Below are 21,104 nucleotides of genomic sequence, written 5' to 3'. Positions count from 1 at the left end.
GAGGGCCGGGCGGTTGTAGAGGTCGCACAAAGCCGGGCCATGAGACGCCCTTCACACCGACCGGCGCGTCGACTGACCCGTCCGAGTGACGCGCCATGAGCGCGCGCCGGGCGGGAGCCCTTGGGCGGGGAGTGTACGTGGCCGAATCGCCTCCCTTGTGCGGTGGGCGCGGGGTTCTCATACTCCAGCCACAGGCTTGACCTGCCCATGCCAACCCCCCCATGGAAGGCATCACGGTGAAGAGAATCCTCACGGCGATCAAGAGATGCGCCACGATCGGCGCCGCCGCCCTCGCGATCGTCAGCCTCCAGCCCGTCTCGGCCGCACAGGCCGCCCCCTCCCCCGTCGTCGGCGGCACCCGCGCCGCACAGGGGGAGTTCCCGTTCATGGTCCGGCTCTCCATGGGCTGCGGCGGTGCGCTCTACACCCAGCAGATCGTGCTCACGGCGGCCCACTGCGTGGGAGCGACCGGCGCCAACACGGGCATCACCGCCACCGCGGGCGTCGTGGACCTCCAGTCCACCTCGGGCCGCGTCCAGGTGCGCTCCACGTACGTGTACCGCGCCCCCGGCTACAACGGCGACGGCAAGGACTGGGCGCTCGTCAAGCTCGCCCAGCCGATCAACCTGCCGACGCTGAAGATCGCGTCGAGCGCGCAGTACAACACCGGCACCTTCACCATCGCCGGCTGGGGCGCGGCCCGTGAGGGCGGGGCCCAGCAGCGCTATCTGCTCAAGTCGACCGTGCCGTTCGTGAGCGACGCCACCTGTCGCTCGTACAGCGGCTACAGCGGTCTGATCGCCAACGAGGAGATCTGCGCCGGCTACGCGGCCGGCGGCGTCGACACCTGCCAGGGCGACTCCGGCGGTCCCATGTTCCGCCGCGACGCCGACAACGCCTGGATCCAGGTCGGCATCGTCAGCTGGGGCATCGGCTGCGCCCGGGCCAACGCGCCCGGCGTCTACACCGAGGTCTCCACCTTCGCCTCGGCGATCGCCTCGGCGGCCGCCTCCCTCTGACGGGGCGTGCGACATCGGCGGGCACGGCGCATCCCGCGCCGTGCCCGTCGGCGGGTCACGCGGCCGCCGGTCTCAGAAGCCGCCGCCGAAGTCCCCGCCGCCGCCTCCGAAGTCGCCTCCGCCGCCGAAGTCGCCCCCGCCGAAGCCTCCGCCGAAGTCGCCGGGGTCGAAGTCGGCGCCGGAGACGTCACCGCCCTCGTAGCCGCCGCCGAAGTCGCCGTACCCGGAGCCGTAGTCGGCCGCGTAGGTGGGGGTGGCCATCATGCTGCCGAGCAGGGTGCCGACCAGCAGGCCGGGCAGGATGCCGCCGCCGAAGTAGCCGCCCGCCCAGGGGCCGTAGGCCGGGCCGGCCTCCCAGTAGGGGCGGCGGCCCCAGTCGGTGTCGACCTCGCGGATCACCGGGTCGCGGCCGTCGGCCAGCCGGGTGGCGTCGGCCGCGCAGACCGGGACCTCGCGCGGGGCCCCGCCGGGCGGCGTCCAGGTCGCGTCGGCGACCGAGGGGCCGTGCCGCGGGTCGAAGAAGCAGGGCGGGCGGCGCTCGGGCAGCGGCCGGCCGGAGCGGCGGGCGGCGAGGACGGCCAAGGAGAACCGGCCGTCCTCCAGGGCCTCGGTGACGGCCCGCACGTCCTCCGGTGCGGTCGCCGCCGCCATGGCCGTCTTGGCCCGGTCGTAGGCGTCGAGGGCGCTCTCGTAGTCGGCGCGCATCGCGTCGTCGGCCTCGGGGGCGGCCGGCTGGAAGTCGAGCCGGTCGAGCTCCTCGCCGAAGGCCGTGATGTCCTCGTCGACGACGACCCTGAGGCGGTCGAGGGCGGCCCGCTGCTCCTCCGCCCGGCGCCTGCGGTTGCGCCGGACGACGGAGTACGCGCCCGCGCTGCCGGCCAGCAGGACCGCGCCCGCGGTGATCAGCGCGGTGGTGGAGACCGCGCCGCCCCCGGAGGACGGGCTCCAGCTCGCAGGAGCGGAGCCGCCCATGTTGGCCAGCGCGCGGTCGGTGAACTCGTTCAGCTGGTCGCGGGCGCCGGTCACGTCACGGACGCTCGCGACGAGGTTGCGCACCGCGGTGTTCGGCAGCACCGAGGAGTCGGCGCGGGCGTCGAAGCGGTCGCCGAGGCGGATCGCGTACAGGCCGGTCACGCCGGTGGCGGTGCGCAGGTCGGTGAAGAGGCCCGCGGTCGGGTAGCCGGCCGGCAGGACGGCGACGAACACCGGCTTGCCGGCGTCCTCGATCTTCTTCTGCAGCGCGTGCGCGTCGGCCGGGGAGAGCTGGCCGGAGGCCTCCGGGTCGACGTACACCGGGCTCTCGCGGAGCGCCTCGGCGATCGTCGACACGCTGGTGGCGGCGGGGGCGGCGGACGTGCGCGGGGCGCCCGCCGCCAGGAGGGTCAGGGCGGCGAGCACCAGCGCTGTCAGCAGTCCGGCGAAGCCTCGGGTCGAGCGTGCGACCTTCATACTTCGACGCTACCCGAACGGCGCGCAAAGGGGCGGCGAGGTGCGGGGCCAGGCCGCGCGACCCGGACGGGCACCGTGCAAGGACCCCTCAGGACATACGACCGATGTCCCCGTCGGTGGAGGGCTCCGCCGGCTCGACGCCCGCCCGCAGCAGGCCGTACGTGTACGCGTCCTCCAGCGCCTGCCAGGACGCGGCGATGACGTTCTCGGCGACGCCCACCGTGGACCACTCCCCCGCCCCGTCCGACGTCGAGATCAGGACGCGGGTCGTGGACTGGGTGCCGTGGACCCCTTCCAGGATGCGCACCTTGTAGTCGACCAGGTCGAGCTTGGCGAGCTGGGGGTAGATCTTCTCCAGGGCCACCCGCATCGAGCGGTCGAGCGCGTTGACGGGGCCGTTGCCCTCCGCGGTGGCGACGATGCGCTCGCCCTTGGCCCACAGCTTGACCGTGGCCTCGTTGGCGTGGGTGCCGTCGGGGCGGTCCTCGACGATGGCGCGCCAGGACTCGACGGCGAAGTACTTCAGCGGCCGGCCCTCGAGCTCGGCGCGCAGCAGGAGTTCGAAGGAGGCGTCGGCCGCCTCGTAGGTGTAGCCCTCGAGCTCGCGTTCCTTGACCCGCTCGACCACCCGGCCGACGAGTTCCCGGTCGTCGCCGAGGTCGACGCCGAGTTCCTTGCCCTTGAGCTCGATCGAGGCGCGGCCCGCCATGTCGGAGACCAGCATCCGCATGGTGTTGCCGACCAGCTCGGGGTCGATGTGCTGGTACAGGTCCGGGTCGACCTTGATCGCGGAGGCGTGCAGGCCCGCCTTGTGGGCGAACGCGGAGACTCCCACGTACGGCTGATGCGTGGAGGGCGTGAGGTTGACGACCTCGGCGATCGCGTGCGAGATGCGGGTCGTCTCGCGCAGCCGGCCCTCGGGCAGGACCTTCTTGCCGTACTTCAGCTCCAGGGCGGCGACGACGGGGAACAGGTTGGCGTTGCCGACCCGCTCGCCGTACCCGTTCGCCGTGCACTGGACGTGGGTCGCGCCCGCGTCCACCGCGGCGAGCGTGTTGGCCACCGCGCAGCCGGTGTCGTCCTGGGCGTGGATGCCGAGGCGGGCGCCGGTGTCGGCGAGGACGGTGGAGACGACCGCCTGGATCTGCGCGGGGAGCATGCCGCCGTTGGTGTCGCACAGGATGACGACGTCGGCGCCGGCGTCGGAGGCCGTCCGTACGACCGCCTTCGCGTAGGTGGGGTTGGCGCGGTAGCCGTCGAAGAAGTGCTCGCAGTCGACGAAGACGCGGCGGCCCTGCTCGCGGAGGAAGGAGACGGTGTCGCGGACCATCTCCAGGTTCTCCTCGAGCGTGGTGCGCAGCGCGAGTTCCACATGGCGGTCGTGGGACTTGGCGACCAGGGTGATGACCTCCGCGCCCGAGTTCAGCAGCGCCTTGACCTGCGGGTCCTCGGACGCCTTGCCGCCGGCGCGGCGGGTCGCGCCGAAGGCGACGAGCCGGGCGTGCCGGAAGTCGATCTCCTGCCGGGCGCGGGCGAAGAACTCGGTGTCACGGGGGTTGGCGCCGGGCCAGCCGCCCTCGATGAAGCCGACGCCGAAGTCGTCCAGGTGCCGTGCGATCGCGAGCTTGTCGGCGACGGTGAGGTTGATGCCCTCGCGCTGGGCGCCGTCGCGCAGGGTGGTGTCGAAGACGTGGAACGAGTCGTCGAGCTCGCTGGTTGCCGTCTCGGTCATGGTCTCAAGGCTCCTGTTGTGGATCTTCGGTCTTACCGGAATGACCGGCTCCACCGTCCCCCCAGAGGGTCCCTCGCACCTCGCTCCCGGCTGAAGGTGGGCCGGGAAAACGAAAGACCTCTCGCGGGTGCGAGAGGTCTGCGCGCGGGTCGAGGACGACGATGGCCACCCGTACCTGGTCGTACGTGGCGGTCACTGCGGACCGGCGCGCCTGCTGCCAATAATCGTGGCGAACGAGAGCACGGGGGAAGTCTGGCACAAGCCTCCCCCGCGCTCACCGACCGTCTCAGGATGCGGTCGCCCGACGGACGGCAATCGGACAGCGTGCCCGGGGCGCCGCCCGGGGCGCTCCCGGGCGGGCGGCTCAGCCCAGCTCGTGCATCCAGCCGTGCTTGTCCTCGGCCGTTCCCCGCTGGATGTCGAGCAGCGCCCGGCGCAGCTTCATGGTGACCTCACCGGGGCGCCCGTCGGACTGCTTCCACTCGGCGCCGGTGCGCTTGACGGTGCCCACGGGGGTGATGACCGCGGCGGTGCCGCAGGCGAAGACCTCGGTCAGCTCGCCGCTCTCGGAGTCGCGCTGCCACTGGTCGACGGAGACCCGGCCCTCCTCGGCCCGGTAGCCGAGGTCGCGGGCGACGGACAGCAGGCTGTCGCGGGTGACGCCTTCGAGGATGGAGCCGGTCAGGGACGGCGTCACGATCCGGTCGCCGTAGACGAAGTAGAGGTTCATCCCGCCGAGCTCCTCCACCCAGGTGCGCTCGACCGCGTCCAGGTAGCAGACCTGGGCGCAGCCGTGGGCCGCCGCCTCGGCCTGGGCGAGGAGGGAGGCGGCGTAGTTGCCGCCCGTCTTGGCGTCCCCCATGCCGCCGGGGACGGCGCGGACGTAGTCCTCGGAGACCCAGATGGAGACGGGCTCGACGCCGCCCGGGAAGTAGGCGCCGGCCGGGGAGGCGATGACGATGAAGAGGTACTCGTTGGCGGGCTTGACGCCCAGGCCGACCTCGGTGGCGATCATGAAGGGGCGTAGGTAGAGGGAGTCCTCGCCGCCGTGCGCGGGCACCCAGTCCTTGTCCTGGGCGACCAGCGCGTCGCACGCCGCGACGAAGGTCTCGACCGGCAGCTCGGGCATGGCGAGGCGGCGGGCGGAACGCTGGAAGCGCTTGGCGTTCTGGTCGGGGCGGAAGGTGGCGACCGAGCCGTCGGGGCGGCGGTAGGCCTTGAGGCCCTCGAAGATCTCCTGGGCGTAGTGCAGGACGTTGGTGGCCGGGTCGAGGGGGATCGGCGCGTACGGAACGAGCTGGCCGTCGTGCCAGCCGCGGCCCTCGGTCCACTTGACCGTCACCATGTGGTCGGTGAAGTGGCGGCCGAAGCCGGGGTTCGCCAGAATCGCCTCGCGCTCGGCGGCGGCGAGCGGGTGCGCGGAGGGCTTGAGCTCGATCGTGGGCGTCGTCATGAGTGGGTGTCCTTCACCGGTTGTAGTGACGGGCCGCGCTCACGCCCCCGCACGGCCGGTGGCCAGTGCTAGGACGTCCGAGCATTCCCTCATTCCGCGGCTCCGCGTTCGATTGTCTCAAGCGGGGTGCCACGGAGGAAAACGGCGTGAATGCGGCCCGGGACGATGGTGTCACCCGGCGGCGGACATGCGGAAGCCGCCGGGCGCGGAGGCGACCCGGCGGCTGCGTGCAAGCTGCGTGCGGCCCGGGTCAGCCGGCTACGCGTACGGCCAGCGCGTCGCCGATCTCCGAGGTGGAGCGGGCGGGCTTGCCGGTGCGCTCGGCGAGGTCGGCCGAGACGGCGTCCTCGATGCGGCCGGCCTCGGCGTCGTAGCCGAGGTGGCGCAGGAGGAGCGCGACGGACAGGACCGTGGCGGTGGGGTCGGCCTTGCCCTGGCCGGCGATGTCCGGGGCGGAGCCGTGGACCGGCTCGAACATGGACGGGAACTCGCCGGACGGGTTGATGTTCCCGGAGGCGGCCACGCCGATGCCGCCGGAGACGGCCGCGGCGAGGTCGGTGATGATGTCGCCGAAGAGGTTGTCGGTGACGATGACGTCGAAGCGCTCGGGCTGGGTGACCAGGTAGATGGTCGCCGCGTCGACGTGCATGTACTCGGTGGTGACCTCGGGGAACTCCGCCGCGACCTTGTTGAAGACGTTCGTCCACAGGTGGCCGGCGAAGGTCAGCACGTTGTTCTTGTGGATCAGCGCGAGCTTCTTGCGCGGGCGGGCCTGGGCGCGGGCGAAGGCGTCGCGGACCACGCGCTCGACGCCGAAGGCCGTGTTGACGGACACCTCGGTGGCGACCTCGTGCTCGGTGCCCTTGCGGATCGTGCCGCCGTTGCCGGTGTAGGGGCCCTCGGTGCCCTCGCGGACGACGACGAAGTCGATCTGCGGCTCGCCGGCGAGCGGGGTGGCGACGCCCGGGAGCAGCTTCGACGGACGCAGGTTGACGTGGTGGTCGAAGGCGAAGCGGAGCTTGAGCAGGAAGCCGCGCTCCAACACGCCGGAGGGGACGCTCGGGTCGCCGATCGCGCCGAGCAGGATCACGTCGTGCCGCTTGAGGGCGTCGAGGTCGGCGTCGGTGAGGGTCTCACCGGTGGCGTGGTAGCGCTGGGCGCCGAAGTCGTACTCCTTGGTCTCCAGCTTCACATCCTGCGGGAGGACGGCGGAGAGGACCTTGAGGCCTTCGGCCACGACTTCCTGGCCGATGCCGTCACCGGGGATCACTGCGAGATCGATGCTGCGAGACATGCGGGCACCCTACTCCTCGTCCCATGGGATGACACGGATCGTCCGGCATACGGACAGCCCGGTTGCGGGGTGAGCCGGACGCGGATTCCCTCGTTCGCCGGACGGCCGTCGGGGCCTACGGGGAGGGTGGGGGGCATGGAGACACCGGACGTCGGCATTCCGCCCCGGCTCGCGGAGCGGATGAGCATGGCGGAGCAGTACGAGTACCTGTGGAGCGCGCACCGGCGGGCGAGGCCGTCGCGCCGCCGGGCGCTGGCGGGCGCCGGGGCGCTGGCGGGCTCGGTCGCGGGCGGGCTGCTCACCGGATGCTCGCCGGCCGCGCCCGCGCCGCGGCCCACGGCCGGGGAGGTCGCCGGCCGCGACGTCGTCCCCTTCGGCCGCCACCTCTCCTTCGGCGCCGACCCGCGCACCCGGATGCGGGTCTCCTGGCAGGTGCCCGCCCCGGTCCGCCGTCCGTTCGTCCGCCTCGGCGCCCGCCCCGACGCGCTGGGCGCGAAGACCGAGGCCGAGGTGCGCCCCCTGTACACGCCCGGGGTCCGGGGTGTGCGCCCGGCCGTGGAGCAGTACTACGTGCACGCGGCCCTGGACGATCTGCTGCCGGGCACGACGTACTACTACGGCGTCGGCCACGACGGTTTCGACCCGGCCGCCCGGGAGCACCGCGCCTCGATCGCCTCGTTCCGCACGGCGCCGGCCCGTCCGGAGCGGTTCGTCTTCACCGCCTTCGGCGACCAGGGCGTCGGCCGGGGCCCGGTCGCGGTCAACCGGCTGCTGGCCCGGGAGCGGCCCGCGTTCCATCTGCACGCCGGCGACATCTGCTACGCGGACGGCGCCGGGCAGGGCGCCCGGTCGGACGGTTACGACCCGTTGGTGTGGGACGCGTTCTGGCGGCAGAGCGAGCCGGTGGCGCGCTCGACGCCGTGGCTGGCGACCACCGGCAACCACGACATGGAGGCCTGGTACTCCCCCGACGGCTACGGCGGCCTCCTCGCCCGCTTCTCCCTCCCCGACAGCGGCTTCGCCCCGCGCACGACGCCGGGCGCGTACTCCTTCGTCTACGGCAACGTGGGCGTGGTGGCGCTGGACGCGAACGACGTGTCGTACGAGATCCCCGCGAACCTGGGGCGGACGGGTGGCCGGCAGACGGCCTGGCTGCGGCGGACGCTGGGCGCGCTGCGGGCCGCCGACGAGGTGGACTTCGTCGTGGTCTTCTTCCACCACTGCGTCCACTCGACCTCGACGCACGCCTCCGACGGCGGGGTGCGCGACGCGTGGCTGCCGCTGTTCGAGGAGCACCGGGTGGACCTGGTGATCAACGGTCACAACCACGTGTACGAGCGGACGGACGCCGTGAGGGACGGCGGGGTGGGCCGGCCGGTGCCGGTCGGCGGCTCGGCCGATCCCGCGCGGGACGGGACCGTGTACGTGACGGCGGGCGGCGGCGGCCGGGCGCTGTACGGGTTCCAGGCGGGCGTGGCGGAGAGCTACGAGGGGCACGTCACCCGCCACCGGGAGATCGACAGCTTCCGGTGGACCCGGTCCGGGGAGCGGGCGGCGGAGACGGTGGAGTGGTCGCGGGTGCGCTACCGCGGCTTCTCGTTCCTCGTGGTGGAGGCGGTCGCGGGTCCGTCACCGCGGCTGACGGTGTCGGCGCGCGCGGCGGACGGCGCGCGGATCGACCGGTTCGAGGTGCGGCGCGGAGCCTGAGGTCCCGTTCGGGCTCCGCGCCGCACCCCTCGGCGGGTGCGGCTCCCGGGGTGCGGCTCCCGGCGGGCGGCTCCCGGTTCAGGAGGGCCGGGCGGGCTGAGGCGGCGTCAGTGGCCCGTCTCGCCGCCGTTGTCCCGGCGGTCGAGGGCGCGCTGGAGGGCGGCGGCGGCGTTCTTGCGGTCGGACTCGCTCGTGCGGGAGACGCGGCGGACTCGGCGGCGGACGGTCGTCTCGGCCATGGGGAATCGACTCCTTCTCACAGGACAGGGAGCACGGCAGGGGGTACGAGACGCCGGATGGGCGGGGAGCGCCGGCCGCAGGGGTTGCCTGCACGGGGCCTGGCTCACGACCGCCATTCGCTGGATCGAGCGAGACGTTCGGCTCCTACAAAGCTAAGCGAGGAGCGCGCGCCTGTCTCCACAATTACTCGGACTTCCTACTATCTGAGACGGCGAAGGGCCGGCCCGGGGGTTGATGACCCCGGACCGGCCCTCTCGACGGGGCGTCAGCCCATGTGCGGGTAGGTGTAGTCGGTCGGCGCGACCAGCGTCTCCTTGATGGCGCGGGTCAGGGTCCAGCGCGTCAGGTTCTGCGGGGCGCCGGCCTTGTCGTTGGTGCCGGAGGCGCGGCCGCCGCCGAAGGGCTGCTGGCCGACGACGGCGCCGGTGGACTTGTCGTTGATGTAGAAGTTGCCGGCCGCGTAGCGCAGCTTCTCCATCGTGTACGCGGCGGCCGCGCGGTCGCCGGAGATGACCGAGCCGGTCAGGGCGTAGTCGGAGGCCGACTCCATCTGGGTCAGCATCTCGTCGTAGCGGTCGTCCTCGTACACGTGCACGGCGAGGATCGGGCCGAAGTACTCGGTGGTGAAGACCTCGTTGTCCGGGTCGGTGCACTCGATGACGGTCGGGCGGACGAACCAGCCGACCGAGTCGTCGTAGCTGCCGCCGGCGACGATCGTGCAGGACGGGTCGTCCTGGGCGCGGTCGATGGCGGCCTTGTTCTTGGCGAAGGCGCGCTCGTCGATGACGGCGCCGATGAAGTGCGAGAGGTCGGTGACGTCGCCCATGGCGATGCCGTCGACCTCGGCGGCGAACTCCTCACGGAAGCCGTCGTTCCAGATGGACGCGGGGATGTAGGCGCGGGAGGTGGCCGAGCACTTCTGACCCTGGTACTCGAACGCGCCGCGGGTCAGCGCGGTCTTGAGGACGGCGCGGTCGGCGCTCGGGTGGGCGACGACGAAGTCCTTGCCGCCGGTCTCGCCGACCAGCCGCGGGTAGGAGCGGTACTTCTCGATGTTGGCGCCGACCGTCTTCCACAGGTACTGGAAGGTCTTGGTCGAGCCGGTGAAGTGGATGCCGGCGAGGTCGCGGTGGTTGAGGGCGACCTCGGAGACCTCGATGCCGTCGCCGGTGACGAGGTTGATGACGCCCTTGGGCAGTCCCGCCTCCTCCAGCAGCCGCATCAGCAGCACGGCGGCGTGGGTCTGCGTCGGGGACGGCTTCCACACGACGACGTTGCCCATCAGCGCCGGGGCGGTGGGCAGGTTGCCCGCGATGGCCGTGAAGTTGAACGGCGTGATCGCGTAGACGAAGCCCTCCAGCGGGCGGTGGTCCAGCCGGTTCCACACGCCCGGGGAGTTGGCCGGGGGCTGCTCGGCCAGGATCTGGCGGGCGTAGTGGACGTTGAAGCGCCAGAAGTCGACGAGCTCGCAGGGGGTGTCGATCTCGGCCTGCTGGGCGGTCTTGGACTGGCCGAGCATGGTGGAGGCGGCCAGGGTCTCGCGCCAGGGGCCGGCCAGCAGTTCGGCGGCGCGCAGGATGATCGCGGCGCGGTCGTCGAAGGACATGGCGCGCCAGGCGGGCGCGGCGGCGAGGGCCGCGTCGACGGCGTCCTGCGCGTCCTGCCTGGTCGCGTTGCGGTAGGTGCCGAGGACGGCCTTGTGGTTGTGCGGCTGCACCACCTGGAAGGCGTCGCCGCCGCCCATCCGCTTCTCGCCGCCGATGGTGCACGGCAGGTCGACCGGGTTCTCGGCCAGCTCCTTGAGCTTGACCTCCAGCCGGGCCCGCTCGGGCGAGCCGGGGGCGTAGCCGTGCACCGGCTCGTTGACGGGGGTGGGGACCTGGGTCACAGCGTCCATGGGTTCCTCTACTCCTTACTGAGCGGTGTTACGAGCGGGGTGGTGCGGGCGGCGGGGTGTCGCCGGCGGGGTGATGCGGGCTCAGCCCTTGGTGACCATGCTCCGCGCGAAGAAGCGCAGGTTCGCCGGCTTCTCCGCGAGGCGCCTCATGAAGTAGCCGTACCAGTCGGTGCCGTAGGCGGTGTAGACGCGCATGCGGTGGCCCTCGGCGGCGAGCCGGAGGTGTTCCTCGCCGCGGATGCCGTACAGCATCTGGAACTCGTACTCGTCGAGCTTGCGGCCGGCGCGCCGGGCCAGTTCCTGGGCGATGGAGATCAGGCGCGGGTCGTGCGACCCGATCATCGGGTACCCCTCGCCCTCCATCAGCGTCCGCAGCACGCGGACGTACGCCTTGTCGATCTCGTGCTTGTCCTGGTGGGCGACCTCTGCGGGCTCCTTGTACGCGCCCTTCACCAGGCGGACGCGGCTGCCGCTGCCGGCGAGGCGGCGGGCGTCGGCCTCGGTGCGGAAGAGGTAGGCCTGGATGACGCAGCCGGTCTGCGGGAAGTCCTTCCGCAGCTCCTCGTGGATGGCGAACATCGAGTCGAGGGTGGTGTGGTCCTCGGCGTCGAGGGTGACGGTGGTGCCGATGGCGGCGGCGGCCTCGACGACCGGGCGGACGTTGGCGAGCGCCAGCTCGTGGCCGCCGGGGAGCGCCTGGCCGAACATCGACAGCTTCACGGACATCTCGACGCGCTCGCCGAGCTCCAGCCCGGCCAGCCGGCCGATCAGCTCCAGGTAGGCGTCACGGGCCGCGGCGGCCTGCTCGGGCGTGGTGATGTCCTCGCCGACGACGTCCATCGTCAGCTCCAGGCCGCGGGCGGTGAGCTCCTCGATGATGGGGAGCACGTCTTCGACGGTCTCGCCCGGGATGAAGCGGTCGACGACCTGCTTGGTCACCGGGGCCGCCGAGATCAGGCGACGCATCCGGTCGCTGCGCGACGCGGCGAGAATCACGGGACCCAGCACGGGGCACCTCCACATACCAACCCACACGAGGCCGTTCCCGACGATCCGGGACGGCACGGAGAACCACCGTGAAACCTAAGGATCCCTCCGATCGTCTGCCATCGACAGCTGTCACGCATCCGTGCCGCGGATCTCAGACAGATGTATGAAGGGTCGCGCGCGATGCGGGAGAATGGCGTGGTGAGCGGCGACTTCCGGGACTTCAGGGGCGACTACCAGGAGCTGGTCGACGAGCTGTCGGAGCTGCTGGGCGCGCCGGCGACGCTGGAGAACCGCGACTTCGAGCTGATCGCCTTCGGCGCGTACGACAGCGACGACGAGCTCGACGCCGCCGCCCTGGACCCGGTACGCACCCGCTCGATCCTGACCCGGCGCTCCACGGCCGCGGTCCGGGCGTGGTTCGAGGGGTTCGGCATCACCCGGGCGACCGGCCCGGTCCGTATCCCGCCGACCCCCGAGGCCGGCGTCCACCGGGGCCGTGTGTGCCTCCCGGTGCGGCATCGGGGCGTCGTCCTCGGTTACGTCTGGCTGCTGGAGGGCGACCCCGGCCCCTCGGACGAGCAGCTGGCCGCCGCGATGCGGGTGACCGCCCGGATCGGCGCGCTGCTCGCCGACGAGGCCCGGCACGGCGCGGGCCTCACCCGGGAGCTGCGGGCGGTGCTGACCGCCGGGCGGGGCTGGCAGCGGGACATGGCGGTGGCCGAGCTGCGCACCGCCCTGGGCTCGCGCGCGGACGCCCCCCACACGGTGGTGTGCGTGGCCCCCTGGCCGTCCGCCGATCCCGCCGAGGCCCCCTCCCTGCGCACGCTCGCCGGCGCGGAGGCCCTGTGCACGGTCCCGTGGGGCGCGGCGGAGCAGTGCCTCGCGGTGCTGGTCCGCCTCCGCTCGGCGTCCGCGTCGACGCCGGCGACCGTGGTGGCGGGGCGGTTGCTGGAGCGGGTGACGGGCGGGGACGCGGGGGCGGACCCGGCGAAGGGCGCCGGGGCGCGCGCGGCCGCCGGGGTGGCCGAGGGGCGGGCGGGTCTCGCGGAGTTGGGCACGGCGTGGCGGGAGGCTTCGGCGTCGGCGCGGGCGGTGCTCGCCGAGCCGCGGCTGGGGCCGGTCGCCCGGTGGGCGGACATCGGGCCGTACCGGCTGCTGACCGCGCTGCCCCCGGAGGCCGTCCACGACCAAGCCGTCCACGCCTTGCTGGCCCCCGCGCACCGGGAGCTGGCCCACACCGCCGAGACGTATCTGGACTGCGCGGGCCAGGCCGGCCGCACGGCGGCGGAGCTGGGCGTCCACCGCCAGACGCTGTACTACCGGCTGTCCCGGGTCGAGCAGCTGACCGGCCTCGACCTCGACGACGGCGAGGACCGCCTGCTGCTGCACATGGCGCTCAAGGCGCGCCGGCTGTGAGGCCGCGCCTCAGGAAGCGGTGGTGTGCTCGGCGGGCCGCATCCCCGCGATCACCTGGCGCATCCCCTCGGTGAGCCGGTCGGCGTCGGGGGCGGTCGCCGGGTCGAAGTTCCACTGGGCGATGAGGCCCGTCATCAGGGTGACGCAGAAGGCGCCGAGGGTGTCCGCGGTCTCGTCGGAGACGTCCTCCTCGCGTCCGCCCATGAGCAGGGGCACGAGACCGCGTCCCGCCTCCCGCTGGGCCCGCGCCAGATGGTCGCGCACCTCGGGCATCCGGTCGCCCATGACCAGGGCCTCCATGCCCAGCCGCCAGATCGAGCCGGGCTCCCGCATGGTGCCGATGATGTTGGACCAGAGCGCCTGGAAACGCTCCAGCGAGCCCGGCTCGCCGGGAAGGCTTCCCTCGCCGCCGCCCTCGAAGGCCGGGCCCATGTCCTCCACCAGCGCCACGTAGGCCTGCGCGAGCAGCGCGTCCTTCGAGCCGTAGTGGTAGCCGATCGAGGCCAGGTTGGTCCCCGACTCCTTGACGATGTCGCGCGCCGTCGTCTGAGCGAAGCCCTTGCGCACCAGGCAGCGCTTGGCGCCCTCGAGCAGATCCTCACGGTGTCCCATGCGGACCAGCCTACCTCCCGATCCATACATCCGTCCTAGACGAGGGTTTTACACGGCAGTTTTACACGACTGTTTTATACGCGCGTTCTAGACAGACGTTTAATACGGCCGTACAGTCCTCGGCATGACGAACTCGACGCACACCTCTGCGGGTCCCCGTGCGGGGCGCCGCGAATGGACCGCCCTCGGCGTCCTGATGCTTCCGCTGCTCCTGGTCTCGATGGACGTCTCCGTCCTCTACTTCGCCGTCCCGGCCATCAGCGCCGACCTGGAGCCGAGCGGCGCCCAGCAACTGTGGATCTTCGACATCTACGGGTTCGTCCTGGCCGGCCTGCTGATGACGATGGGCTCGCTGGGCGACCGCTTCGGCCGCCGCCGGCTGCTGCTGGTCGGCGCGGCCGCCTTCGGCGCCGCCTCCCTGGTGGCGGCGTACGCGGGAAGCGCCGAGACCCTCATCGCCGCCCGCGCGGTCCTCGGCATCGGCGGCGCCACGCTGATGCCGTCGACGATGGCCCTGCTGCGCACGATGTTCACCGACCCCGGCCAGCGCGCGAAGGCGATCGGCCTGTGGTCGGGCGTGATGACGGCGGGCGTCGCGCTCGGCTCGGTGATGAGCGGGGTGCTGGTCGAGTACTTCTGGTGGGGCTCGGTCTTCCTGGTCAACCTGCCCGCGATGGTCCTGCTGCTGGTCCTCGGCCCGGTGCTGCTGCCGGAGTCGCGCGACCCCTCCCCCGGCCGCTTCGACCTGCCGAGCGTCCCGCTGTCGATGGCCGCCGTGCTGCCCGTGATCTACGGCCTGAAGGAGATCGCCGTCGAGGGCGTGCACGCCGAGTACATCGTCTCGATCACCGTCGGCCTGCTCTTCGCGGCCCTCTTCGTCCACCGGCAGCGCACGGCGGAGTCACCGATGATCTCCCCCGCGCTGTTCCGCGGCCACGGTTTCGCGCCCGCAGTCGTCCTCAACCTGGTCGCCTCGTTCGGCATGATGGGATCGGCGTACTTCACCACGCAGTACCTGCAGTCGGTCCTCGGCAAGAGTGCCCTGGAGGCGGCCCTGTGGGCGCTGCTTCCCTCGGTGCCGATCGGCATGACGGCCCCGCTGGCCACCGCCCTGGTCCAGAAGGGGGTCAACCGGGCCTACGTAGTCACGGCGGGCTTCGTGATCGCCGCGGCCGGCTACGCCCTGCTGCTTCCCGCCGGCACCGCCTCGTTGTGGCTCGTGCTGGTCGCCTGCGGGGTCCTCGCCTCCGGGATGGTCGTGGTCGTCTCCCAGATGACCGACCTGGCGCTGGGGGCCGCCCCGGCCGAGCGCGCCGGCTCGGCCTCCTCCCTGCTGGAGACGGGCGGCGAGTTCGGCGGCGCCCTCGGGATGGCCGTCCTCGGCTCCATAGGCACGGCCGTCTACCGCCACGACGTCCCGGCCTCGGCGCCGGACGCGGCACGGGAGACCCTGGGCGGGGCGCTCGCGATCGCCGATCAGCTTCCGGGGCGCGCGGGAGACGCCCTGGCGACGGCCGCGCGGGAGGCGTTCACCAGCGGCATGCAGGGTGCGGCGGTCGCGGCGGCGGTGCTGCTGGCGGGGTCGGCGGTCGCGGCCGCCATGACGCTGCGGAGCATCCGCGTGAAGTGACGGGGAAACGGACGAGCGCCGGGCGGGCTGACGTCGGTCAGCCCGCCCGGCGCTCGCGCGTGGGTCGCGTCAGACGAGGTTCACGGAACGCGCGGACGTCGCCCCGATCTCCTCCGCCACCTCGGCCAGCACGGCCGCGGTGACCGTGTCATCCACGGTCAGGACGGCCAGCGCCTCGCCGCCGACCGCGGCACGGGCGACCTGCATGCCGGCGATGTTGATGCCCGCCTCGCCGAGGATGCGGCCGACGGTGCCGACGACACCGGGACGGTCCTCGTAGCGCAGGACGACCATGTGGTCGGCGAGCGCGAGGTCCACGTCGAAGTCGCCGACGGCGACGATCTTCTGGAGGTGCTTGGGGCCGGCCAGCGTGCCGGAGACCGACACCTCCTCGCCGTTGCCGAGCGTGCCGCGCACGGTGACGACGTTGCGGTGGTCGGCCGACTCCGAGCTGGTCGTCAGCCGCACCTCGACGCCGCGCTCCTGGGCGAACAGCGGGGCGTTGACGTACGACACCGTCTCGTCGACGACGTCCTCGAAGACGCCCTTGAGGGCGGACAGCTCCAGCACCTTCACGTCGTGCTGGGTGATCTCGCCGTACACCTCGACGTCGAGGCGCACCGCGACCTCGCCGGCGAGCGCGGTGAAGATACGGCCGAGGCGCTCGGCGAGCGGCAGGCCGGGCTTGACGTCCTCGGCGATGACGCCGCCCTGGACGTTCACCGCGTCCGGCACGAGCTCGCCGGCGAGGGCGAGGCGCACGGACTTGGCAACGGCGATGCCGGCCTTCTCCTGGGCCTCGTCGGTGGAGGCGCCCAGGTGCGGGGTGGCGACGACCTGGTCGAACTCGAACAGCGGCGAGTCGGTGCAGGGCTCCTTGGCGTACACGTCGAGGCCGGCGCCGGCGACCCGGCCCTCCTTGAGCGCCGAGTACAGCGCCTCCTCGTCGACGATCCCGCCGCGCGCGGCGTTGACGACGCGCACGCCCGGCTTGACCTTGCGCAGCGCCTCGTCGCCGATGAGACCGACCGTCTCGGGCGTCTTGGGTAGGTGGACGGTGATGAAGTCGGAGACCTCGAGCAGCTCGTCCAGCGTCAGCACCTTGACGCCCATCTGCGCGGCCCGCGCGGGCTGCACGTAGGGGTCGTAGGCGACGACCTTCATGCCGAACGCGGACATCCGCTGGGCGACGAGCGCGCCGATGCGGCCGAGGCCTACGACGCCGAGGGTCTTCTCGGCGAGCTCGACGCCCGTGTACTTGCTGCGCTTCCACTCGGCGTTCTTCAGCGCGGCGTTGGCCTGCGGGATGTTGCGGGCGGTGGCGAGGATCAGACCGCAGGCCAGCTCGGCGGCGGTCACGATGTTGGAGGTGGGGGCGTTGACGACCATCACGCCGGCCTTGGTGGCGGCGGAGACGTCGACGTTGTCCAGGCCGACGCCGGCGCGGGCCACGACCTTCAGCTTGCGCGCGGCGGCGATCGCCTCGGCGTCGACCTTGGTCGCCGAGCGGATCAGGATGGCGTCGACGTCGGCGATGGCCGGGAGCAGCTCGGCCCGGTCCGCTCCGTTGCAGTGCCGGATCTCGAAGTCCGGCCCGAGTGCGTCGACGGTGGCGGGCGACAGCTCTTCAGCGATGAGTACGACGGGTTTCGAGCTCACGTGAGTCCTCACAAGTCCAATGCGTGCGGACGGCCGTCCCGACGGCCGCAGGCGGTGGAGGGTGGCTAGCCGCGGAAGACGCACGACGCTGTGGGCCTGACGCGTATTAGTGCAGCAGTCTAGTGCTGCGGCAAAGGTCGTCTTGCGCCTCTGCGGAAGGATCACCCGTCCGTGGATGGACGGGGTGGACAACACCGTCTCGTACGACGTTACCCGGGGTTCGCCGAAAGGGCCGGAGCGATCGGCTCCGGCCCCGGCGCTGAGGCTTACGCCTCCTCGTCGACCCAGCTCATCAGCTTGCGCAGCTGCTTGCCGGTGGTCTCCAGCAGGTGCTCGGAGTCCTGGGTCTTGTACTCGTCGTACTTCTTCAGGCCGCCGTGGTACTCGTCCATCCAGTTCTGGGCGAACGTGCCGTCCTGGATCTCGGCGAGGACCTTCTTCATCTCGGCCTTGGTGGCGTCGGTGATGATGCGCGGGCCGGTGACGTAGTCGCCCCACTCGGCGGTCTCGGAGACGCTCCAGCGCATCTTCTCCAGGCCGCCCTCGTACATGAGGTCCACGATCAGCTTCAGCTCGTGCAGGCACTCGAAGTAGGCGATCTCCGGCTGGTAGCCGGCCTCGACCAGGGTCTCGAAGCCCGCCTTGACCAGGGCCGAGGTGCCGCCGCAGAGCACGGCCTGCTCACCGAACAGGTCGGTCTCGGTCTCCTCGGTGAAGGTCGTCTTGATGACGCCGGCGCGGGTGCCGCCGATCGCCTTGGCATACGACAGGGCCAGGTCGAAGGCGTTGCCCGTGGCGTCCTGCTCGACGGCGGCGATCGCGGGGACGCCGCGGCCCTCCTCGTACTGGCGGCGGACGAGGTGGCCCGGGCCCTTGGGGGCGACCAGGGCGACGTCCACGCCGGCCGGGGGCTTGATGAAGCCGAAGCGGACGTTGAAGCCGTGGGCGAAGAAGAGCGCGTCGCCGTCCTTCAGGTTCGGGGCGATGGACGCCTCGTAGACCTGGGCCTGGATCGGGTCCGGGATGAGGATCATGATGACGTCGGCCTCGGCGGCGGCCTCGGCGGGGGTCACCACGCGCAGGCCCTGCTCCTCGGCCTTCGCCTTGGACTTGGAGCCCTCGTGCAGACCGACCCGCACGTCGACACCCGAGTCACGAAGCGACAGGGCGTGGGCGTGGCCCTGGCTGCCGTAGCCGATGACCGCGACCTTGCGGCCCTGGATGATGGACAGGTCGGCGTCAGCGTCGTAGAACAGCTCGGCCACTTGGGTTCTCTCCTTGAATGCAGATGTTGCGTCCCACCGTATGACGGCGGGCGGAAGGGAAGTCTCGGGGTCTCGGTATACGGGCGGCCGGTGTCACCCGACCGCCCGTATCGGTCGTCAGGCCGACCGGTCGAGTGCGCGCAGCGACCGGTCGGTGATCGAACGGGCGCCACGGCCGATCGCGATCGTGCCGGACTGGACCAGTTCCTTGATGCCGTACGGTTCCAGCATCTTGAGCATGGCGGACAGCTTGTCGCTGCTGCCGGTGGCCTCGATGGTCACGGCCTCCGGGGAGACGTCCACGGTCTTGGCGCGGAACAGCTGGACGATCTCGACGATCTGGGAGCGCGTCTCGTTGTCGGCGCGCACCTTCACCAGGACGAGTTCGCGCTGAACCGCCTGCGAGGGGTCCAGCTCGACGATCTTCAGCACGTTGACGAGCTTGTTGAGCTGCTTGGTCACCTGCTCCAGCGGCAGGTCGTCGACGCTCACCACGATGGTGATGCGGGAGATGTCGGGGTGCTCGGTGACGCCGACCGCGAGCGAGTCGATGTTGAAGCCGCGGCGGGAGAACAGGGCGGCGATCCGGGCGAGGATGCCCGGGGTGTTCTCCACCAGGACGGAGAGCGTGTGCTTGGACATGTCTCTTGGGTCTTCCTCGCTCAGTCGTCTTCGTTGTCGCCGAAGTCGGGGCGGACGTCCCGGGCGGCCATGATCTCGTCGTTGGAGGTGCCTGCGGCGACCATCGGCCACACCATCGCGTCCTCGTGGACGATGAAGTCGACGACGACCGGGCGGTCGTTGACCGAGTTCGCCTCCTCGATGACCTTGTCGAGGTCGTCCGGGGACTCGCAGCGGATGGCGTAGCAGCCCATCGCCTCCGACAGCTTCACGAAGTCGGGGACGCGCGTGCCCCGGGCGTCCGGGTTGACGTCGCCCGGGCCGGAGTGCAGCACCGTGTTGGAGTAGCGCTGGTTGTAGAACAGGGTCTGCCACTGGCGGACCATGCCGAGCGCGCCGTTGTTGATGACCGCGACCTTGATCGGGATGCCGTTCAGGGCGCAGGTGGTGAGTTCCTGGTTGGTCATCTGGAAGCAGCCGTCGCCGTCGATCGCCCAGACGGTCTTCGACGGGGCGCCCGCCTTGGCGCCCATCGCGGCCGGGACCGCGTAGCCCATCGTCCCGGCGCCGCCGGAGTTCAGCCAGGTGGCCGGCTTGTCGTACTGGATGAAGTGGGCGGCCCACATCTGGTGCTGGCCGACGCCGGCCGCGAAGATCGTGCCCTCCGGGGCGAGTTGACCGATGCGCTCGATGACCTGCTGCGGGGACAGCGAGCCGTCGGCGGGCTGGTCGTAGCCGAGGGGGTAGGTCTCGCGCCAGCGGGACAGGTCCTTCCACCAGGCGCTGTAGTCGCCCTGCTGGCCCTCGCTGTGCTCCTTCTGCACCGCCTGGATCAGGTCCGCGATGACCTCGCGCGCGTCCCCGACGATCGGCACGTCGGCTTCGCGGTTCTTGCCGATCTCCGCCGGGTCGATGTCCGCGTGGACGATCTTGGCGAACGGGGCGAAGCTGTCGAGCTTGCCGGTGACGCGGTCGTCGAACCGGGCGCCGAGGGCGATGATCAGGTCGGCCTTCTGCAGACCGGTGACGGCGGCCACCGAGCCGTGCATGCCGGGCATGCCCAGGTGCAGCGGGTGGCTGTCGGGGAACGCGCCCAGCGCCATCAGCGTGGTGGTGACGGGCGCGCCGGTCAGCTCGGCGAGGACCTTCAGCTCGGCGGTCGCGCCGGACTTGAGGACACCGCCGCCGACGTAGAGGATCGGCCGCTTGGCGGCGGTGATCAGCTTGGCGGCCTCGCGGATCTGCTTGGCGTGCGGCTTGGTCACGGGCCGGTAGCCGGGCAGGTCCATGGTGGGCGGCCAGGAGAAGGTCGTCCGCGCCTGGAGGGCGTCCTTGGCGATGTCGACCAGGACGGGGCCCGGGCGGCCGGTGGAGGCGATGTGGAAGGCCTGCGCGATGACCCGCGGGATGTCCTCGGCCTTGGTGACCAGGAAGTTGTGCTTGGTGATCGGCATGGTGATGCCGACGATGTCCGCCTCCTGGAAGGCGTCGGTGCCGATCGCCTTGGAGGCGACCTGGCCGGTGATCGCGACCAGCGGCACGGAGTCCATGTGCGCGTCGGCGATGGGGGTGACCAGGTTGGTGGCGCCGGGGCCGGAGGTGGCCATGCAGACGCCGACCTTGCCGGTGGCCTGCGCGTAGCCGGTGGCCGCGTGGCCGGCGCCCTGCTCGTGACGGACCAGGACGTGGCGCACCCGGGTCGAGTCCATCAGCGGGTCGTAGGCGGGGAGGATCGCACCGCCGGGAATGCCGAATACCGTGTCGGCGCCGACCTCCTCGAGGGAGCGGATGAGGGACTGCGCGCCCGTCACGCTCTCGACGGAAGCGGAGTGTCCTCCGGATCGGGGCCGGGGCTGCGGGTGACTGGCCCCGGTGGCCTGCTCGGTCATCGGCATTCTCTTCTCGATGCTGAGGGTTTTTGCGTTGTTTGTACGGTGTGCGAATGCTGCCTGTGCAACAAAAAACCCCTCGTGCCAAAGGGCAAGCGAGGGGAGCGCGCCGGGTGGGGTCGCTGGGAGTTCCGGGTCCGTCCGGAGCGTCACCAGCTTCAGCCGACGCGCTTTCCAAGTACGAGAATTCGGGTGCGCATGGCACTGACCCTCCCCCCGGCGCGCACCGAC

Annotated in this window: 16 protein-coding genes; 4 read left to right on the top strand and 12 right to left on the bottom strand. The window is 71.8% G+C overall.

Features of this window, described 5'->3' with window-relative positions; genetic code table 11:
• Window positions 1–236: 236 nt before the first annotated feature.
• Window positions 237–1,019 carry a serine protease gene (locus ACFYXA_RS30750; protein WP_351095843.1) on the top strand — a complete coding sequence of 261 codons (783 nt, stop codon included), beginning with the start codon at window positions 237–239 and terminating at the stop codon, window positions 1,017–1,019.
• A 72-nt stretch (window positions 1,020–1,091) separates the two neighbouring features.
• Here ACFYXA_RS30750 and ACFYXA_RS30745 read toward each other — a convergent pair whose 3' ends face one another.
• From ACFYXA_RS30745 to ACFYXA_RS30730, 4 genes are all read right to left on the bottom strand, one after another.
• Window positions 1,092–2,468 (bottom strand): hypothetical protein, encoded by a 1,377-nt coding sequence (locus ACFYXA_RS30745; RefSeq protein ID WP_389039046.1) that lies wholly within the window; start codon window positions 2,466–2,468, stop codon window positions 1,092–1,094.
• A gap of 88 nt (window positions 2,469–2,556) precedes the next feature.
• Entirely contained in the window at window positions 2,557–4,200 is a 1,644-nt protein-coding gene (cimA, locus tag ACFYXA_RS30740; protein ID WP_352247196.1) for a citramalate synthase, read from the bottom strand.
• Between the two features lie 364 nt (window positions 4,201–4,564).
• Window positions 4,565–5,653 (bottom strand): branched-chain amino acid aminotransferase, encoded by a 1,089-nt coding sequence (locus tag ACFYXA_RS30735; protein WP_352247197.1) that lies wholly within the window; start codon window positions 5,651–5,653, stop codon window positions 4,565–4,567.
• A 250-nt stretch (window positions 5,654–5,903) separates the two neighbouring features.
• A complete protein-coding gene (locus ACFYXA_RS30730; RefSeq protein WP_351338370.1) occupies window positions 5,904–6,947 on the bottom strand; it encodes a 3-isopropylmalate dehydrogenase in 1,044 nt (347 codons plus the stop codon).
• A 135-nt stretch (window positions 6,948–7,082) separates the two neighbouring features.
• Between ACFYXA_RS30730 and ACFYXA_RS30725 the strand changes: the two genes are divergently transcribed.
• The gene (locus tag ACFYXA_RS30725; RefSeq protein WP_389039042.1) at window positions 7,083–8,654 is read left to right on the top strand and encodes a purple acid phosphatase family protein; all 1,572 of its coding nucleotides are present in this window, start codon (window positions 7,083–7,085) and stop codon (window positions 8,652–8,654) included.
• A 107-nt stretch (window positions 8,655–8,761) separates the two neighbouring features.
• Here ACFYXA_RS30725 and ACFYXA_RS30720 read toward each other — a convergent pair whose 3' ends face one another.
• From ACFYXA_RS30720 to ACFYXA_RS30710, 3 genes are all read right to left on the bottom strand, one after another.
• Window positions 8,762–8,893, bottom strand: coding sequence for a hypothetical protein (locus ACFYXA_RS30720; RefSeq protein WP_130443230.1), 132 nt, complete (start codon window positions 8,891–8,893; stop codon window positions 8,762–8,764).
• A 266-nt stretch (window positions 8,894–9,159) separates the two neighbouring features.
• Window positions 9,160–10,791 carry an L-glutamate gamma-semialdehyde dehydrogenase gene (pruA, locus tag ACFYXA_RS30715; protein ID WP_352253637.1) on the bottom strand — a complete coding sequence of 544 codons (1,632 nt, stop codon included), beginning with the start codon at window positions 10,789–10,791 and terminating at the stop codon, window positions 9,160–9,162.
• An 81-nt stretch (window positions 10,792–10,872) separates the two neighbouring features.
• Window positions 10,873–11,799 carry a proline dehydrogenase family protein gene (locus ACFYXA_RS30710; protein ID WP_389039039.1) on the bottom strand — a complete coding sequence of 309 codons (927 nt, stop codon included), beginning with the start codon at window positions 11,797–11,799 and terminating at the stop codon, window positions 10,873–10,875.
• A gap of 141 nt (window positions 11,800–11,940) precedes the next feature.
• Here ACFYXA_RS30710 and ACFYXA_RS30705 point away from each other — a divergent pair, with 141 nt between their 5' ends.
• The gene (locus tag ACFYXA_RS30705; RefSeq protein ID WP_389039036.1) at window positions 11,941–13,197 is read left to right on the top strand and encodes a PucR family transcriptional regulator; all 1,257 of its coding nucleotides are present in this window, start codon (window positions 11,941–11,943) and stop codon (window positions 13,195–13,197) included.
• A 9-nt stretch (window positions 13,198–13,206) separates the two neighbouring features.
• Here ACFYXA_RS30705 and ACFYXA_RS30700 read toward each other — a convergent pair whose 3' ends face one another.
• Window positions 13,207–13,809, bottom strand: a complete 603-nt coding sequence (locus ACFYXA_RS30700) for a TetR/AcrR family transcriptional regulator (protein WP_352253631.1) — start codon at window positions 13,807–13,809, stop codon at window positions 13,207–13,209.
• 124 nt (window positions 13,810–13,933) lie between these two features.
• Between ACFYXA_RS30700 and ACFYXA_RS30695 the strand changes: the two genes are divergently transcribed.
• Window positions 13,934–15,439 (top strand): MFS transporter, encoded by a 1,506-nt coding sequence (locus tag ACFYXA_RS30695; protein ID WP_389039033.1) that lies wholly within the window; start codon window positions 13,934–13,936, stop codon window positions 15,437–15,439.
• A gap of 69 nt (window positions 15,440–15,508) precedes the next feature.
• On the opposite strand, the gene serA is transcribed toward ACFYXA_RS30695, so the two are convergent.
• The 4 genes from serA to ACFYXA_RS30675 all read right to left on the bottom strand — a co-directional run bounded on the left by serA (window position 15,509) and on the right by ACFYXA_RS30675 (window position 20,879).
• Complete coding sequence (gene serA / locus ACFYXA_RS30690) at window positions 15,509–17,098, bottom strand: phosphoglycerate dehydrogenase (protein WP_352250016.1); 1,590 nt, start codon at window positions 17,096–17,098, stop codon at window positions 15,509–15,511.
• A 266-nt stretch (window positions 17,099–17,364) separates the two neighbouring features.
• Window positions 17,365–18,363: a ketol-acid reductoisomerase gene (gene ilvC, locus ACFYXA_RS30685; RefSeq protein ID WP_351098877.1), complete on the bottom strand. Its 999-nt coding sequence runs from the start codon at window positions 18,361–18,363 to the stop codon at window positions 17,365–17,367.
• Window positions 18,364–18,480: 117 nt separating this feature from the next.
• The gene (ilvN, locus tag ACFYXA_RS30680; RefSeq protein WP_130443246.1) at window positions 18,481–19,005 is read right to left on the bottom strand and encodes an acetolactate synthase small subunit; all 525 of its coding nucleotides are present in this window, start codon (window positions 19,003–19,005) and stop codon (window positions 18,481–18,483) included.
• A 20-nt stretch (window positions 19,006–19,025) separates the two neighbouring features.
• The gene (locus ACFYXA_RS30675) at window positions 19,026–20,879 is read right to left on the bottom strand and encodes an acetolactate synthase large subunit (protein WP_389039028.1); all 1,854 of its coding nucleotides are present in this window, start codon (window positions 20,877–20,879) and stop codon (window positions 19,026–19,028) included.
• Between the last annotated feature and the right edge of the window lie 225 nt (window positions 20,880–21,104).

It is taken from the genome of Streptomyces sp. NPDC002566, from assembly GCF_042889585.1.
Lineage (GTDB): Bacteria > Actinomycetota > Actinomycetes > Streptomycetales > Streptomycetaceae > Streptomyces.
Note: the sequence above shows the minus strand (reverse complement) of the source record. Positions and strands in the feature narration are given on the sequence as shown.